The sequence below is a fragment of the Mesorhizobium prunaredense genome, assembly GCF_900156895.1.
Classification (GTDB): domain Bacteria; phylum Pseudomonadota; class Alphaproteobacteria; order Rhizobiales; family Rhizobiaceae; genus Mesorhizobium; species Mesorhizobium prunaredense.
This window is the reverse complement of record NZ_FTPD01000009.1, coordinates 80,671-97,685: the sequence shown is the minus strand read 5'-3', so window position 1 is coordinate 97,685 and position 17,015 is coordinate 80,671. Positions and strand designations below refer to the sequence as shown.

Annotated in this window: 14 protein-coding genes, 1 tRNA gene and 1 pseudogene; 3 read left to right on the top strand and 13 right to left on the bottom strand. The window is 64.4% G+C overall.

Annotated elements, in window-relative coordinates; all coding sequences use genetic code 11:
• Positions 1–256 precede the first annotated feature (256 nt).
• A complete protein-coding gene (locus BQ8794_RS09285) occupies positions 257–1,897 on the top strand; it encodes an ABC transporter substrate-binding protein (protein WP_077375972.1) in 1,641 nt (546 codons plus the stop codon).
• A gap of 282 nt (positions 1,898–2,179) precedes the next feature.
• On the opposite strand, the pseudogene BQ8794_RS09280 reads toward BQ8794_RS09285, so the two are convergent.
• The 3 genes and pseudogenes from BQ8794_RS09280 to BQ8794_RS09270 form a co-directional block, all read right to left on the bottom strand.
• Positions 2,180–2,704 (bottom strand): annotated as a pseudogene (locus BQ8794_RS09280) (pyridoxal phosphate-dependent decarboxylase family protein); the annotation flags it as partial.
• 106 nt (positions 2,705–2,810) lie between these two features.
• On the bottom strand, positions 2,811–4,082 hold the full coding sequence (locus BQ8794_RS09275; RefSeq protein ID WP_143744501.1) for an aminotransferase class I/II-fold pyridoxal phosphate-dependent enzyme: 1,272 nt from the start codon (positions 4,080–4,082) through the stop codon (positions 2,811–2,813).
• 20 nt (positions 4,083–4,102) lie between these two features.
• Positions 4,103–5,191 (bottom strand): PLP-dependent cysteine synthase family protein, encoded by a 1,089-nt coding sequence (locus BQ8794_RS09270; protein ID WP_077375969.1) that lies wholly within the window; start codon positions 5,189–5,191, stop codon positions 4,103–4,105.
• Positions 5,192–5,429: 238 nt separating this feature from the next.
• Between BQ8794_RS09270 and BQ8794_RS09265 the strand changes: the two genes are divergently transcribed.
• The gene (locus tag BQ8794_RS09265) at positions 5,430–7,493 is read left to right on the top strand and encodes a BTAD domain-containing putative transcriptional regulator (protein ID WP_077375966.1); all 2,064 of its coding nucleotides are present in this window, start codon (positions 5,430–5,432) and stop codon (positions 7,491–7,493) included.
• 147 nt (positions 7,494–7,640) lie between these two features.
• Here the strand turns inward: BQ8794_RS09265 and BQ8794_RS09260 are convergent, their stop codons facing one another.
• Positions 7,641–7,880 (bottom strand): hypothetical protein, encoded by a 240-nt coding sequence (locus BQ8794_RS09260; protein ID WP_077375963.1) that lies wholly within the window; start codon positions 7,878–7,880, stop codon positions 7,641–7,643.
• Between BQ8794_RS09260 and BQ8794_RS35560 the strand changes: the two genes are divergently transcribed.
• Positions 7,801–8,235, top strand: coding sequence for a hypothetical protein (locus BQ8794_RS35560; protein ID WP_167378679.1), 435 nt, complete (start codon positions 7,801–7,803; stop codon positions 8,233–8,235). The two genes, BQ8794_RS09260 and BQ8794_RS35560, sit on opposite strands and share 80 nt — an antisense overlap.
• Here BQ8794_RS35560 and BQ8794_RS36320 read toward each other — a convergent pair.
• The 9 genes from BQ8794_RS36320 to mepA form a co-directional block, all read right to left on the bottom strand.
• Positions 8,122–8,451, bottom strand: a complete 330-nt coding sequence (locus BQ8794_RS36320) for a hypothetical protein (RefSeq protein ID WP_077375960.1) — start codon at positions 8,449–8,451, stop codon at positions 8,122–8,124. The two genes, BQ8794_RS35560 and BQ8794_RS36320, sit on opposite strands and share 114 nt — an antisense overlap.
• A 71-nt stretch (positions 8,452–8,522) precedes the next feature.
• On the bottom strand, positions 8,523–9,236 hold the full coding sequence (locus BQ8794_RS09250; RefSeq protein WP_143744500.1) for a L,D-transpeptidase: 714 nt from the start codon (positions 9,234–9,236) through the stop codon (positions 8,523–8,525).
• A 15-nt stretch (positions 9,237–9,251) separates the two neighbouring features.
• On the bottom strand, positions 9,252–10,214 hold the full coding sequence (locus BQ8794_RS09245; protein ID WP_077375957.1) for an ABC transporter substrate-binding protein: 963 nt from the start codon (positions 10,212–10,214) through the stop codon (positions 9,252–9,254).
• Positions 10,215–10,587: 373 nt separating this feature from the next.
• Positions 10,588–10,672 (bottom strand) — tRNA-Leu (locus BQ8794_RS09240).
• Between the two features lie 336 nt (positions 10,673–11,008).
• A complete protein-coding gene (locus BQ8794_RS09230; RefSeq protein WP_077375954.1) occupies positions 11,009–11,629 on the bottom strand; it encodes a 2,3-bisphosphoglycerate-dependent phosphoglycerate mutase in 621 nt (206 codons plus the stop codon).
• A 33-nt stretch (positions 11,630–11,662) separates the two neighbouring features.
• Positions 11,663–12,505, bottom strand: a complete 843-nt coding sequence (gene dapB, locus BQ8794_RS09225; protein ID WP_077375951.1) for a 4-hydroxy-tetrahydrodipicolinate reductase — start codon at positions 12,503–12,505, stop codon at positions 11,663–11,665.
• Entirely contained in the window at positions 12,502–14,355 is a 1,854-nt protein-coding gene (locus tag BQ8794_RS09220; protein WP_077375948.1) for an ABC transporter ATP-binding protein, read from the bottom strand. Before BQ8794_RS09220 ends, dapB begins: the two co-directional genes overlap by 4 nt.
• Positions 14,356–14,472: 117 nt before the next feature.
• Positions 14,473–15,492: a glucokinase gene (locus BQ8794_RS09215; RefSeq protein WP_077375945.1), complete on the bottom strand. Its 1,020-nt coding sequence runs from the start codon at positions 15,490–15,492 to the stop codon at positions 14,473–14,475.
• Positions 15,493–15,863: 371 nt separating this feature from the next.
• Positions 15,864–16,967, bottom strand: a complete 1,104-nt coding sequence (mepA, locus tag BQ8794_RS09205; protein ID WP_244554895.1) for a penicillin-insensitive murein endopeptidase — start codon at positions 16,965–16,967, stop codon at positions 15,864–15,866.
• Positions 16,968–17,015: the final 48 nt, after the last annotated feature.

The following is a 17,015-nucleotide window of genomic DNA, read 5'->3' as shown; positions in this document are numbered from 1 at the left end:
CCTTGTGGGGGAGATGTCCGGCAGGACAGAGGGGGGGCGCTGTCCTGGGCGCTGTCCCGCCGGCGTCTCGAAAGAATCCGCACTACAGCAGTGCAAGACACTCACCACCTCTGCGGAACAGCGCACAACGCCTGCGGAAACCCGAACACTTGCCCGCTGAATCCCACACTATCATTGCCCATGGACAAGGGCGCCCGGCCGACCGCATCCGCCCCCGCGACGCGGTCGACCGGGCGCCGACAGGGAGGATTCGACGATGAAGTTGATGCTGACCGAAAGAGCGCTGCATCCGCAGGCCGAGCCCGTCGCCGACGGCTTCAAGAAAGGCGGCATGAACCGGCGCGAATATCTCGCCACCATGGCAGCACTCGGCGTCAGCGCCGCCGGCGCGCTGGCGCTTGGCGGCCTCGCGCCTTCCCCGGCCAAGGCGCAAGAGCCGAAGCGCGGCGGCGTCTTGCGCGTCGCCATGAACGTCAAGGGCTGGAAGGACCCGCGCACCTTCGACGGCGTCGAGATGTCCAACATTGCCCGCCAGTGCAACGAATATCTGGTGCGCTGGAACCGCGATTTCACCTTCGAGCCGTGGCTGCTCGAGAGCTGGGAGACCAGCGACGACGCCCGCGTGATCACACTGCATGTCCGCAACGGCATCACCTGGTCGAACGGCGACACCTTCAACGCCGACGATGTCGTCCACAATCTGACGCGCTGGTGCGACGCCGGCGTCGCCGGCAATTCGGTCGCCGAGCGGATGGGGGCGCTGGTCGACGCCGCCACCAAGAAACCGATCGACGGCGGCATCGAGCGTGTCGACGACCTTACCGTCCGGCTCAATCTGCCGAAGCCCGACATTTCGCTGATTGCCGGCATGACCGACTATCCGGCGCTGATCATGCATCGCAGCTACGATGGCGACGGCGATCCGCTGAAGGCGCTGGCGATCACGTCAGGACCTTGCGAACTGGTGGCATGGGACGCCGAAGTCGGCGCCGAGGTCCGCCGCAAGGGCAAGCCATGGTGGAAAGGCGACTTCTGGCTCGACGGCATCCAATGGGTCGACTACGGCTCCGATCCCAATGCGATGTTCTCGGCCTTCGAATCGGGCGAGATCGACACCAACCACGAGACCGCCGCCGATACCGTCTCGCAGACCGACGCCATGGGTCTGAGCAATTCCGAGCTTGCCACCGGCTCGACCATCGTCGCGCGTTTCAACGTCGGCAATCCGCCCTATGACGACATCAGGCTGCGGCGCGCCGCCCAGCTCGCCGTCGACAATGCCGCGATCCTGAAGATCGGCATGGACGACCGCGGCAAGCCGGCCGAGAACCACCATGTCGGGCCGATGCATGCCGAATACGCCGATATCGGTCCGGCTGTCCGCAACGTCGACGAAGCCAAGGCGCTGCTTGCCGAGGCCGGCAAATCCGACCACGAATACGAGCTCATCTCCGTCGATGTCGACTGGCAGAAGAACACCGGCGACGCCATCGCCGCGCAGATGCGCGACGCCGGGCTGAAAGTCAAACGAACCGTGCTGCCGGCGGCGACGTTCTGGAACGACTGGAGCAAATATCCCTTCTCCTGCACCGAGTGGCTCGGCCGGCCGCTGGGCGTCCAGGTGCTGGCGCTGGCCTACAGATCGGGCGCCGCCTGGAACGAGACCGCCTACGCCAATCCCGAATTCGACGCCTTGCTCGACAAGGCGCTGGCCACACCTGACGCCGGCGCCCGCAAGGAGATCATGGCCAAGATCGAGCAGAACCTGCGTGATTCCGGCATCATCATCCAGCCCTACTGGCGCTCGGTTTACCGCACGTTCCGCAAGGGCGTGCATGGCTGCGAGCAGCACCAGTCGCTGGAGCAGCATTTCGACAAGGTTTGGCTTGAGGCGTGAACCTCGTTGCGGGGCACAGGGTAGTCGTTTCAGGTTTGCGCTGCCCCTCATCCGCCTGCCGGCACCTTCTCCCCGTAAACGGGGAGAAGCCCGCTGGCCGCAACCTCAGCGCTCTTTCTGCAACGTTCGAGATAGGCGAGGCGATCAATGACAGCCCCCTCTCCCCGTTCTACGGGGAGAGGATGCCGGCAGGCAGGTGAGGGGCGGCGCTGACCCTCGACGATTGGTCGTCTCCACTGGGCGCTGTCACTTGTCTGAAGCGATTGCCTTGGCTGAGGGTTCTTAGCCGGCAACGCCAGGCCTCGAAATCTCCTGCCCAAGCCGAACCGTCTCCCGCACCAGCAGGTCCAGGTCGTCGCGCCGGGTGCGGTGGTTGTTGATCGCTACCCTGAGGCAATGCTGGCCGTGCACCGTCGTATCCGAAAGGGCGGCGATGCCGTCTTCCTGCAGCCGCAGCATGATCTCGGTGTTGAGTGCCTTCTGCCGCTCTCCCGTCAGCCCGTCGCCACGATAGCGGAAACAGACGATGTTGATGCTCGGCGGCGCGACCAGTTCCAGCAGCGGTTCGGCCTCGATCAGCGCGCCGAGATAATGTCCCTGTGCGATGTTCTGGTCGATCAGCCGCCCGAATTTTTGGATGCCGTGCTGCTTCAGCGCCATCCACACTTTCAGCGCCCTGAAACCGCGTGACGTCTGCAGGCCAAAATCATGCAGCCACTGGCCCGAGGCGAGGCCGCGCGGCGTCGATTCGAGATATTCCGGCGTGATCGCGAAGGTTTTGCGATGCGCTGAAACATCCCTGACTAGGAACAGGACCTATTAATTTGGCATTCAGCAGTCGATTGCAACGGCCGCCAGCCATCGCTCAAACGATGGACCAGAAGCCCTTGTGTGAGCTCCTGCTCGCCAGGAGTTAGGCTGCGACTTCCCGGATCGCCCGCGCAAAGACGGGCAAAGAGCGCTCCACCATGCCGTCGTTTGCAGTCAAACTGATCCGCAGACGTCCAGGCAGTTGGGCGACGCTGCCGGGCAGCACCCAGACACCGTCAGTTGCGAGGCGTGCCGCGAAGGCCATGTCGTCCGGTATTGGGGAGCGTGGAATGAGATAGAAGGTACCTTCAGGCACCGGCAGGTCGTATCCCGCTGCCCTCAAGCCATCGACCATGCGATCGCGGCGCCGCGCGAGGGCTGCGACATCTATGCTGAGCTTCTCGAGATCAGGCAGTGCCCGCTGCAGGGTACGGCCGGCGAAAGCCCAACCGTGCGAAACCTGCGCTATGTCGACAGCCTCGCGCAACAGTATGCGATCGGCCTCGGGCATGTCCGCCCCGAGTGCGAGCCAGCCCAGGCGCTCGCCGGGCGCGAGCAAGGTCTTGCCGAAGGAATAGGCGATCAGCGTGTGCGGGTAGCTCTCGGCCGGACTGATATGCGCATGGCCGTCAAACACCAGTCGCGCATAGGGCTCGTCGGCAAGGAGATAAATCACCTTGCCAAATCTTTCGGACGCGGCCGCGAGCTTGTCGGCGAGCGCGTCGAGTTGAGCGCGGGGAAAGATGCGGCCGGTCGGGTTGTGCGGCGTGTTGACCACCACCACGCGGGTGCGCGGGGTGATCGCTGCCTCAATCCTTTCGAGATCGAGGTCATAGGTTCCCGGTGCTAGGTCGACGGCGACGGGTGTCCCGGCCGCGCCGCGAATCTGGGCACCATAGGCGAACCAGCCGGGACGCGGATAGATGACCTCCTCTCCCACCTCAAGCACGGCGAGCAGCGCAGCCGCTATCGCGCCGAACCCTCCCGCGGTGATCGCAATGTCGTCTGGCTTGTAGTTCCGGCTTCGCGCCTGGCTGAGCGAACGGGCCACCGTTTCGCGCGCCAGCGCATCGTACTTTTTATAACCGAACCAGTGAACATCCTGTGGCTCGACGTGGCGGATCAATGCATCGACAAATCCACGCAACGGCGTTTCCTGCGGATTGCCGAACATGAAATCGCAGGCATCGGGCCCCAGGCCGTCGCCCTCCAGGACGTTTCGCGCAAAACCCATGACCGTGCGCATTTCCTCGGTGACGGCGAGCATCCGGCTGGACACGGTGGCGATTGGCACGACGCACTCCCCCTGCTGCAGGCTGCGCATGTCGAGCGTTTCTTCGAAAGCCGTGCCGGAGGATTTTGGCGTCGCGTCCATGGTGGTTTCTCCCTCTCCCGCTACTCGGCCGGGAACTGGCAGCCCGGGGTTGAGCGCGACAGCGCCATCTCCTCCGCATCCATCTCCGCCTCGATGCCGTCGAACAGCGGCGTCGTCATGTAGCGTTCGCCGGTGTCGGGAAGCATGCACAGGATCACCGAGCCGGGTGCGGCTTTTTCGGCGATCTGGCGCGCCACAGCAAAACTGGCTCCGCCGGAGATGCCGGTGAAAATCCCTTCCTTTTGCGCCAGCGCCTTGGCCCATTTGATGCCCTCGGGTCCGGCAATCGGCACCACCTCGTCATAGAGGCTGGCGTCGACCGCCTCCTGCAGGACGTTGGGAATGAAATCCGGCGTCCAGCCCTGGATCGGGTGCGGCTCGAAGGCCGGATGGCTGGCGGCGGGTGCGCCGTCGGCGCCGCGCTCCTGCGCCTTGCCGCTGCCGATGAGTTGGGCATTGGCGGGCTCGGCCAGCACGATCCGGATTTCCGGACGCTCGCGGCGCAGCACGCGCCCGACACCGACGACGGTGCCGCCGGTTCCGTAGCCGGTGACGAAGCAGTCGAGCCGCGATCCGGCGAAGTCGTTGATGATCTCGCGCGCCGTCGTCGCCTCGTGAATGGCGGCATTCGCCACGGTCTCGAACTGGCGGGCGAGGAACCAGCCATTGGCCTCGGCGAGTTCGACCGCCTTGTTGTACATGCCAAAACCCTTCTGGGCGCGCGGCGTCAGCACCACCTTGGCGCCCAGCATGCGCATCAGCTTGCGGCGCTCGATGGAGAAACTGTCTGCCATCGTCACCACCAGCGGATAGCCCTTCTGTGCGCAGACCATGGCCAGACCGATGCCGGTGTTGCCGCTGGTTGCCTCGACGACGGTCTGGCCCGGTTTCAGGGCGCCGCTGCGCTCGCCCTCTTCGATGATGTTGAGCGCCAGCCGGTCCTTCACCGACGCTGCCGGATTGAAGAACTCGGCCTTCACATAGATCGTCACATGATCGGGGCCGAGATTGTTGATCCTGATCACCGGCGTATCGCCGACCGTGTCGACAATGCTGTCGAACAGGCGGCCGCGACCGGCCGTGGTTCTGATTTTCCGTTGCTGCAACATGTCTGCTCTCCCCTTTTTGTTGTCGTCACGAGGTGTTCGTTGTCACGAGCCGGTTACAAACCGGTGGCTTGGGCGGCGAGGTTTCGAGACCTTGCCGCGGTACGGTCCGTAGCCGTCAACGCGGCCCGGAACGGTGGCAATGCCGGCAACCGGCGCAGAAAATTCGTTGCCGGATGCACTCGATCGCTTTCGAAGGTAAAACAGAGGACAACTGGCCAGCGTGGGAGCAAGCGTGGAAATGCACGTGGAATCCGCTCGATCGAGCCTGGACGGCGCAGCGGCCGGGCTGTCCGTGCGGCTGCTCGGGCCGCTGACGGTCATCCGCGACGGCGCCACCGTGCAACTGCCGGCATCGCGCAAGCTGCGCGCGCTCTTCGCCTATCTGGCGCTGGCGCCGCATGCCGTCGGCCGCAGCCGTCTGTGCGAGCTTTTGTGGGATGTGCCGAACGATCCGCGCGGCGAGCTTCGCTGGTGCCTCAGCAAGCTCAGGGGCATTTTTGACGAACCGGATCGCCGCAGGATCGAAACATCAGGCGACACGGTCGCGCTCGATCTGAAGGGCGTTTCCGTCGACGCCTTCGATGTCGCCTCGGCCGCCGCCAGGGGCATCGAGGCGCTCGATCTTGAGCGGCTGCAGGCCCTGTCCAGACTATTCGTCGGCGACTTCCTCGACGGGCTGGAGATCGACCGCAGCCCGCATTTCAACAGCTGGCTGATCGCGCAACGCCGTCGCTTCAGCTCGTGGCACGCCGCCATTCTGGAACAGCTCGTCAGCAAGCTGCCGGCGGATGCCGACGAAATGTCCGCGCATCTGGAGAAATGGCTGGAACTCAATCCGTTCGACGAGCGCGCGCACCTGGCGCTTCTGACAAGCCTGGCGCGGCGCGGCCAGATCGCCGCCTGCGAGGACCATCTTGCTTCGGCGGCGCAGCTGTTTGCTTCGGAGGATCTGGATTTCGGACCCGTTCGTGAGGCATGGCGGTCGATCCGCAGCGAACGACCGGCCGCGCCGCTCCGGGCGCAGCCGGCGCTGTTGCCCGCAGCCGCCAAAACGTCAATTGTGCTTCCCCATTCCGATACTGCTACGTCGAAGGCCTCTCTTGCGGTAATGCCGTTTGTCGAGGAAGCCGGGATCGGCCCCTCTTGCGGCGGCCCCGTTCGCGGTGGCCCCTTTCGCGGTGGATTGGCCGACGGCCTCACCCACGACATCATCACCCGCCTGGCCAAGCTCAGGGATTTCTTCGTCATCGCCCGCGGCTCGGTCTTTGCGCTGGCCGAAAAAAACATCGCGCCGGAAGATGCCGGCCGGCGGCTCAACGTCGACTACGTCGCCACCGGGACAGTGCGCAGCCAGGCTGGCCGTGTCGCGGTCAGCGTCGAACTTGTCGAGGTGCGCACGGCCAGGATCGTCTGGGCCGAGACCTTCGAACGCAGGCCCGACGACATCTTTGCCGTCCTCGACGACATCGGCGACAGCATCGTCTCGTCGATCTCGGCCGAGATCGAGATGGTCGAGCGCAACCGCGCCATGCTGAAAGCCCCCAGCTCGCTGAGTGCCTGGGAGGCTTACCATCGCGGCCTCTGGCACATGTACCGCTTCACCCGCACGGAAAACGAGCAGGCCCGGCATTTCTTCGACATGGCCCTGAAGCTCGATCCGACCTTCGCCCGCGCCTATGCCGGCCTGTCCTTCACCCATTGGCAGAACGCCTTTCAGCGCTGGGGAGACCGCGACCGGGAAAGCGCGCTCGCCTTCGAGACCGCCGGCCAAAGTCTTCTGGTCGATGATCACAATCCGGCCGCGCACTGGGCCATGGGCCGGGCGCTGTGGCTGCGCGGCGAGCAGGACGGCTCGCTCATCGAGCTGGAACGGGCCGTCGACCTCAGCCCCAACTTTGCGCTCGGCCATTATGCGCTTTCGTTCGTCCACTCGCAGTCCGGTGATCCGAACGCGGCGATCGGTTCATCCGATCACTCGCGCCATCTGAGTCCGTTCGATCCGCTGCTGTTCGGCATGCTCGGCGCCAGGGCGATGGCGCATGTCCGCCTCGGCCAGTTCGACGAGGCCGCCGAATGGGCGCTGAAGGCCGCCGCCCGTCCCAACGCCCATGCCATCATCCTGGCGATCGCGGCGCACTGCCTTGGGCTGGCGGGGCGGCTTGATGAGGCCCGCACTTTCGCGGCCGCCATCCGCAAGACGCTGCCGAACTACTGTGCCGACGATTTCATCGGCACCTTCCGCTTCGAGTCGGACGCCGCAGCCCTGTTCCGGCAAGGCGCCAAGCGAATCGGACTGGGCTGATCCAACCCAGCTCGGGCCTGACAGTGCTTTAACCGGGCATCAACGGCCTTCAACCGGTCAGGGCGACGATCCTCGCTGGCCCACAACCGAACAAAAAGCCCCGCAATCGGCCAGGAAAATCGGCCAGGAAAGCCGCGTTCGTCGCAGCTATATGCCGAGCATCGTCTTGGCTTGGTTCAGCGCAGCCTCCGACCCTGCATGATCGCCGGCCGCGTGCAATGTCTCGCCTTGGGCGCGCAATTCTTTGACTTTGTTCATATCGGCCTCGGGCAGCGTCGCGGTCGGCAACGCCGCGTCGATCGCGGCCATGATGGTCGGGCATGAATTCGCAAAGGCTGTCGCAGGAACGACCGCCAGGAAAACCGCAAGCGAAATTGATCGTAACATGGACGTTCTCCCTTGCCGGAACACGCAATTTCGGCGACCGGCGCAGGAACGGTACAGCGAATGCCCGAACGTGCCAATCACGATGATGCCGCTGGGTTGCGGCACGCTGCGGTCGGCCGGGCTTTTTCTCGTGGTTTCTGAGCCTTTCACCACGGCTGGTCGCCAACTTCGTCACGCCAAAAGTCGACGCCAGGTTCGCGGCAATCGTCAGATCGCCGCAAAATCCTTCGACCAGAGCCGATCAGGTGGGCTGAACGGATTTGACATTGCCGTCCGTATCGACAAGGCAGCTTGTCTTTTTACCGCTGGCATCGAGTTCGACCTGATAGGTTTTGGAATCGATCTTGCTCGATGAAACCGGAAGTATTTTGGTGCTATCGGCACCGCTCGCCTTGGCGACCGCGTCGGCGCAAAGCAACTGAAGGTCCGCCGGGGCCGTCTCGACCTGGGTCCTGGACATCTGGTCCTGAGGCGGCGGCGGCGACGCGCTGACGCAAGCGCTCAAGCCCCCCGCCAAGAATCCAATTGCTGTTGCCCGGATCGAAGTTCTCACTGCAGGTTTTGCCGACATTGCTTGTCCCTCTCCGAATGCCGCTTCACACACCCCGGCATACACACCCCGGGCTTTACACACCCCGGGCTTTACACACCCTTGTAAAGTGCCGCCCCCTGCATGAGAACGATGACCTTGGCCCCAACCTTGACGCGCGATGCAAGATCGGTGATGTCGTCGTTCCGCATCCGGATACACCCTGATGACACGTCGAGCCCGATCGTCCACGGCTCCGGCGTGCCGTGTATCCGGTAGATCGTGTCCTGGTCGCGCTCGTACAGATAGAGCGCCCTGGCGCCGAGCGGATTGTCAGGCCCTCCCGGCATGCCTGCCGCATGTTTGACCGCATTCGGATCACGAGCGATCATTTCGGCCGGCGGTGTCCAGGTCGGCCATTCCGCCATGCGGCCGACGCGCACGATTCCGGCCCATCCAAAGCCTTCCCGGCCGACGCCGATACCGTAGCGCATGGCGCGCTGACCCGGCTGCACAAGGTAGAGAAAATGCTGGTTGCCGTCGATGATGATCGTACCAGGCACTTCCGCGGTACGGAACTTGACCATCTGCGGGCGAAACGCCTCTGGCACTTCATTATGCGCGGCATAGTATTTGCGCGCTTTCTTCTTGTCGTATTCGACCCACTTATGGGTCTGCGGATCGAATACCTGCGTCTGAGCGGCATACACCAGTGTCGCGCCGATCGCGGTCAAGGCAAGCGCTGTGCCAAGAACCAGGCGGCGACCAGCTATTCTGCGATCATTGCTTTTCGGAGTGATGGACCGGTTTGCGAGCGAAAGGGTCATGTTCGTCCCTGTCCCTTATTTCGACCAGGCGTTCAGCCGGTCTTGATGATTTGCAACCCAAGCCTGCGCGTATTTGGCGGGATCCTGCCGATCGACCTGCAATGCGTAGCTCATCTCGGTGACCTCCTCTGCGGTAAAGTCGATATTGGAGAGGAAGGCCGCCACCTTCGGCAGGCGCGCAGCCGTCGAGGACGCAAACCCGATGTAGAAATGCGATGCGTCCCACGCCACCGGCGCCTCCGATTTCGACAGCCAGTCAGGGTCGTCGCTCGGCATCACTATGTGCCACTTGGCGGGATCATATTTCGGCTCAGTCAATTCGACGATATCATGGAGCTCGAAAATGTGGTGCGGACTGTAGCAGTAGAATGCGATCGATTGCCCGGTTGCCGCGGCCGCATCGACTGCAGCCATTGCCATATCTTCCGGCATTTGAAGGAGCGTCATCGTTTTTTCATAGCCGTAGCTCTTTGCCCGTATCTTCTCGATGCTCGTCGACGACCAGCCCAGCGCGCCAATCCACATTTCGCCCTTGCCGTCGCCATCGGTGTCGAACACGGTCGCCTTTTTCGGATCCGCCAGATCTGAAATGTCCTTGATGCCATATTTGTCCGCAGTCTCGCGCGTGACGCATATGCCCTGCGCGGCCGGCACACCCTTGGGGCTGAGGTCAACGGTCTTGCGCCCGTCGACGTACTTCTTGACGAGTGAATCGAAATTGGGAAGCCAGACTTCCGGATAGATGTCGACCTCGCCCGAATCGAGGCCGGCAAAGGCGATAAGCGTTCCCATCTCGCGCACATCGGCATCGAGCCCGAAATGCTGCTTCAGGCTGACCTTGAGGATGTTTGCCGTCGCCTGGCCCGACGGCCAGTTCGGCATCGCAATGACGAGATCAGCCGCGTGGACCGGGGCCGCCAGCATCGTCAATGCCGCCAGCGACATTCTCCGCAGGCACTGCCGAAATCGGTTGTGCATTTTCTTCCCCTCGCTTCGGTGCTGAAACGAACCGGGACGGGAACAATCTGTCACGGCAAGCACCGGGTTGTGACAGCAGCCCCCATCTGCCGACGGCAACTGCTGAAGGTGCGGCAGTGCATTCGCCAAAGAGAGCGCCGTCACATGCCGCCCCTGCACGCTACTCGATGACATTCCGTATGGGAAGATGCTCACAACGCGGCCGCCGCGCCCCCGACCTTAGAGATGTCCGCAGGCACGCGCCTGACGAACTAGGGGGTGTATCAGGACGCCTAGTTGGGTGAGGTCATTCGCAAGGCGGCAGCACCTTTGTGGAGCAGCCGATGACCCGGAAACCTAAGGTTTCCAGGAAATCAAGAGCTTACAAAGGGATTGGTGCCCAGAAGAGGACTCGAACCTCCACTCCTTGCGGAACACGGACCTGAACCGTGCGCGTCTACCAATTCCGCCATCTGGGCTGGTGCGGGCTCTTTAGGCGGGCAAACGGTGAGTGTCAACGCGCTTTTTTTGAGGCCAGGCACCGCTTGCCGGTTTCGTCCTTCAGCCAGTGCTAGCCTTAGCTGTTCGAGGCGTTGGCGCTGCCCCTCACCTGCCTGCCGGCATCCTCTCCCCGTATAGGGACGGGGAGAGGGCGCTCTCATCGGCGGTTTCGCCAATCACAGCCGTTGCAAGAAGGGCGCCGGCGTTGCGGCCAGCTTCTTTCTCCCCGTTTACGGGGAGAAATGCCCGGCAGGGCAATGAGGGGCGGCGCCGACTTCGAGAAATTGGTCCCGACATGGGGTGCACTGATGCGCTTACCCCTCCAGCACTTCCTTGGATGCCACCGTCGAATCGGCGTTGAGCTTGTAGATGACCGGCACGCCGGTGCCGAGCTCCAGTCTGACGATCTCCTCGCCCGACTTGCCGTCCAGCGCCATGATCAGCGCGCGCAGCGAATTGCCATGCGCCGCCACCAGGACTGTGCCGCCGCGCAGCACATGCGGCTGCAGGTCGTGCAGATAATAGGGCCAGACGCGCGCGCCGGTGTCCTTCAGGCTTTCGCCGCCGGGCGGCGGCACGTCGTAGGAGCGGCGCCAGACCTGCACCTGCTCCTCGCCCCATTTCTGGCGCGCGTCGTCCTTGTTGAGGCCGGAGAGGTCGCCATAGTCGCGCTCGTTCAGCGCCTGGTCGCGGACGGTCTCGAGATCGCTCTGGCCGACCGCGTCGAGAATGTGCTGGCAGGTCTTCTGCGCCCGGATCAGCGACGAGGTGAAGGCGATGTCGAATTTCATGCCGCGCGCCTTCAGCTTGGCGCCCGCCTCCCTGGCCTCGGCGTGGCCCAGTTCGGTCAGGTCGACATCGCGCCAGCCGGTGAAAAGGTTCTTCAGGTTCCATTCGCTCTGGCCATGGCGCACGAGCACGAGAGTTCCCGACATTTTTGCTCCTTCAGTTTGGTGGATCAGATCGTCTCAGGCGAGTCCGAGCACGTCGCGCATCGAATACAGTCCCGGCTTCCTGCCGCGCGCCCACAGTGCGGCCTTGACCGCGCCGCGGGCGAAGATCGCCCGGTCCTCGGCGTGATGGGCGAGCGTGATGCGCTCGCCGGTGCCGGCCAGCACGACACTGTGGTCGCCGACCACCGAACCGCCGCGCAGCGTGGCGAAGCCGATCGAGCCGGTCTTTCGAACGCCGGTATGGCCGTCGCGCGACCGCACGCTGTTCCCGTCAAGGTCGATGCCGCGCCCAGCGGCGGCGGCTTCACCGAGCAGCAGCGCCGTGCCCGACGGCGCATCGACCTTGTGCCGGTGATGCATTTCCAGGATCTCGATATCGAAATCGTCGGCATCGAGCGCGCGCGCCGCCTGCTCCACCAGCACCGCCAGCAGATTGACGCCGAGGCTCATATTGCCTGACTTGACGATCGTCGCGTGGCGCGCCGCAGCAGTGATCCTGGCATTGTCGTCGTCCGAGCAGCCGGTGGTGCCGACGACATGGGCGATGCGCGCCTGCGCCGCATAGCCGGCGAATTCGACGGTCGCCGCCGGGCTGGTGAAATCGAGCACGCCGTCGGCCCTGGCGAAAGCCGGCAGCGGATCGTCGCCGATCACCACGCCGATAGTGCCGATGCCGGCCAGTTCGCCGGCATCCTTGCCGAGATGCGGCGAGCCGGCCCGCTCGATCGCGCCGGCGACGCGTGCCCCCGGTATGGTGTGGATGGCGCGAATCAGCGCCTGGCCCATGCGGCCGGCCGCGCCGACCACCACCAGGCCCATTTCATTGACGGGGAGGTCGTTTGTGGGCGTACCGCTCATAAGTTTCTCCCAATCGCTTTTTTCGCGCGTTGCCCCGGAGTTTGGATTGGCTTGCCGTCGTCGACAAGCCCCAGCCCCTTGTTGCCCTGCACCCGGTGGAACCGGGCATAGACGCTGTGCAGGTCGGCCATCAGCGAGGCATGCGTGCCTTGCTCGACCAGCCGGCCCTGTTCCAGCACGATGATATGGTCGGCATTGACCACGGTCGACAGCCGGTGCGCGATGACGATGGTCGTGCGCCCCGCCATGATCTGGGTCAGCGCCTGCTGGACGCGCGCTTCCGCTTCGTTGTCGAGTGCCGAGGTCGCCTCGTCGAGCAGCAGGATCGGTGCCTGCCGCACGATGGCGCGAGCGATCGACAGGCGCTGGCGCTGGCCGCCCGACAGCGTCAGGCCGCCTTCGCCGACAGGGGTGTCATAGCCCTGCGGCTGCTGGCGGATGAAGCCATCGGCCTCGGCCTGTTGCGCGGCCAGCTCGATCTCGGCGTCGCTGGCGCTCAGCCGCCCGTAGCGAATGTTGTCGCGAATGGTGCCTTCGAACAGATAGGGCTGTTGCGAGACATAGGCGATCGAGCGGCGCAGCGACTGCTTGGTGACTTTCGAAATGTCCTGGCCGTCGACCTCGATGCTGCCCGCCTCGACATCGTGGAAACGCTGCAGCAGCGCCACCAGCGTCGACTTGCCGGCGCCCGAGGCGCCGACGATGGCCGTCATCTTGCCGGCGGCCGCAACGAAGCTGAGATCCTGCAGCACCGGAGCGTCGGCGACATAGCCGAACGACACGTTGTTGAAGCGCACCTCGCCGCGGGTGATCTTCGCTTCGGCCGCTCCGGGCGCGTCGCCCTGCTTCGGCTCGAGGTCGAGCAACTCGTAGATCATGCGCGCATTGACCAGCGCCCGCTCCATGCCGACCTGCATGCGCGCCAGCCGCCGGGCCGGGTCGTAGGCAAGCAGCAGTGCGGTGATGAAGGAAAAGACCGCACCGGGCGGCTGGCCGCCGACGGCTGCCCGGTAGCCTGAATAGGCGATGACGCCGGCGACGGCGAAACCGGCCAGCATGTCGGAGATCGGCGATAACCGTTCCGAGACGCGGGCGATGCGGTTTGCCCGCTGCTCGGCGCCGGCGACAAGATCGCCGATGCGGCGCGACAGCTCGTCCTCCAGCGTAAACGCCTTGACGATGGCGATGCCTTGGGTTGCTTCCTGCATGGCGCCGATCAGCCGCGCGTTTATCTGCACGGCTTCGCGCGTGGCGCGCCTTATTCTGCGGGTCAGATAGACGACGGTGTAGATCAGCGGCGGCCCGATCAGCAGCGACATCAGGGACAGCATCGGATCCTGCCAGATCATGACGCCGATCAGCGCGATCAGCGATACGGCGTCGCGTGCCAAAGATGTCAGCGTCATCGACAGCAGGTCGCGGATGCCGTTGACGTTCTCGTTGATCTGGGCGGCCAGCCGTCCCGAGCGCGTGTCGTTGAAGAAACCGATGCCGAGCTTCATCAGATGGGCGAAGATGCGGCGCTGGTAGCGTGCCACCAGATTGTTGCCGATCCTGGCCAGCGTCACCGCCTGGCCGTAGGTGGCCAGCCCGCGCAGCATGAAGGCGCCCAGGATCAACAAGCAGATCAGCGCGATGAGATCGCCGCGCTGCTCGTAGAATATCTGGTCGACGACATCCTTCATGATCCAGGCGGTGAAGGCGGTCGTGGCCGCAACCATCACCAGGCACAGAACGGCCAGAACATAATACCAGCGATAGTCGCGGCCGTTCTCGGCGAGGATGCGGCGGATCACCGCCACGACTTCGCCGGGCCGGGCTTTGGCTTGGGTGTTTGGCGACTGGTTCAAGTCGGGATCGTTCCGTGATGTCGGTCCGGCTGCGCGGCCGGGTTAAATTATCGGCAATCCTCTTAGCGCCCCGGTGCCGGCTTGCCTATGGCCGAGGCCGGCAAAACTTTGTGCGGGTCAGGCCCGCCAGCGCCGCCCCGCGGTCTGGACGCCGAACAGCGAAGGGTTTCTGGCATAGGCGGCAAGCCCGGAAAGCGCTGCCAGCGGATGGGTGATCACATAGACCGGCATGGTGCGCATCAGCTCGCTGTGCGGCGCCTTGTCCTCGAAGGCGGCGCGGAAATTGCCGGTCTTCAGCGCCGGCAGGATTTTCTGCGCAATGCCGCCGGTCAGGAAGACGCCGCCGCGGCTCATGAACACCAGCGCAAGGTCGCCGGCGGTGCGCCCGAGGCAGGTGACGAACAGCGACAGCGCTTCCTCGGCCACCGGATCTGACTTCGCCAGCGCCGCGGCGGTGATCTCGGCCGGCGTGGTGAACGGCGCCGGCTTGCCGTCCGCCTTGGCCACCGCCCGGTAGGCATTGACCAGGCCGCGTCCGGACAGGATCTGTTCACCGGAGATTCTGCCCTCGAGCTTCTCGATATGCGCAAACACCTGGAAATCGCGCGGCGAGCGCGGGCCGATATCCATGTGACCGCCCTCGCCGGGCACCGGTATCCAGTGGTTCAGCGCGTGGACCAGGCCGGCGACGCCAAGCCCGGTCCCGGGACCGAGCACCACGCGCCCGGCATTGGGTTCCGGCGCATCGCCGCCGATCTTTTCCATATGCTCTTCGCCGAGCGCCACGACGGCCAGCGCCTGCGCCTCGAAATCATTGAGCACCACGACGTCGCCGAGGCCGAGGCTGGCAAACATTTTTTTCGGCTTGACGATCCACGGGCAGTTGGTGAGCGGGATCTCGTCGCTGTCTACCGGGCCGGCCACCGCCAGCACGGCGGAGTTGGGCCGCACCGACGAGCGGTCGAGCACCGCCGCCTGGATCGCCGCGTCGATGGTGTTGAAATTGGCGGTCTGGACGATCTGCGGTTCGGTTGGTTCCGAATTCGCGTCGAGCACCATCGAAAAGCGTGCATTGGTGCCGCCAATGTCGCCGATCAGGACCGGAAACTGCAGCACTGTGTCGTCGTCGCCTGGCATGCTCTCGTCCGTCCCGGTTCCCAGTGGCGTTCTGCCGTTCCTTCGTTGACTAGCGCATGACCCGGGAAAGGGAAAGTCGCTTCAGGGTCAGTTCCGGGGCAATCACTTCCGGTCCGAATTTCGTCCTGGCCTCATTCAGCGTTGGCGCTGCCCCTCACCTGCCTGCCGGCATCCTCTCCCCGTATAGTGACGGGGAGAGGGGCGCTCTTGTCACCGGTTTCGCCAATCACCAGCGTCGCAGGCAGGGCGCCAAGGCTGGTCCAGGCCCTTTCTCCCCGTCACCATACGGGGAGAAATGCCCGGCAGGGCAATGAGGGGCGGCGCCTACCCCAACAGTTGGTGGTCTCCAGCTGGAAGCCGAGGCGCTGTCCTCAGCCACCCGGCCGGGGTCGCGGCAGCGGAATGCCGATCTCGGGCGTTTCGGCGTAGGCGTTGGCCGTGGCCGGCAGCGCTGCCGCGCCGCTTGCCGATGCCCGCGCCGGCGAGGGAGCCTTCGTGAGAACGGGTGCAGCCGCGACCGGCACCCCGTTGCCATAATAGTCGCCATAATAGGTGACCGCCTCCGCCGAAGCCGGATCTGGCCCGTCGAGCACGGCCTGGCATGCTGCGGGCAGGCTCGCCATCGTCATCAGGTCACGCGCTTTCGGCCTGTCCGGGTTCTTGTTGGGGCGCCACGGCTCCTCGGTGAACCACCATGCCAGCGACTGGTCGCAGCCGTCGCCTGGCGCTGTGTTTTCCTGCGCTTTGCATTTGGGCGAGCCGGGCTGGCAGCCGATGCGGATGTGGAAGTGATAGTCATGGCCCCAGAACGGCCTGACCTTGCGCAGCCATCCACGGTCGCCTTTCACCGTGTCGCAGAGCTTCTTCTTGATGCCGGGATTGATCAGGATTCGCTCGACTTCCGCATAGCTTGCCGCGCGCTTCAGCAGCCGCGTATGCGCCGGTGCCCAGAGCGCATCTTTCACCAAATGGGTCTTTTCGTCGACAAGCAAGGTGGCGCTCATGTTTTCGCGCTGCTCGAGCGAAAGCTTGCGGTCGGGCATTGGCGTCAGCCAGATGTCGGCGTCGAGGCCGATCTGGTGCGAGGCATGGCCGGTCAGCATCGGGCCGCCGCGCGGCTGCGAAATGTCGCCGACCAAAAGGCCGGGCCAGCCATCGGCCGCGGCGTCGCGCGACAGTTTCTCGATCAGCGCGATCATCGTCGGATGGCCCCAGCGGCGGTTGCGCGAAGGCCGCATCACCTCCCATTTCGGGCCGTTCAGGGGTATGGCGACGCCGCCGGCAAAGCAGCCCTTGGAATAAAAACCGATCGACTGCGGCGCAGCCACGGCCGGCAGCTTTTGGGCGCCGAACAGGTTTTTCGCCAGTTCCTCGGCCGCCGCAGGTCGCGCTGCAAGCCCCGCCAGGACCAGGACGGCGAGCGCTGCTGTCAGCAGCCGCGATCTACCGCGCAATGATCGCTTCAACATCGTCATGACAGCAGAACCCCTCTGCAAATTAACTCGAATCATAGCACGCCCGGC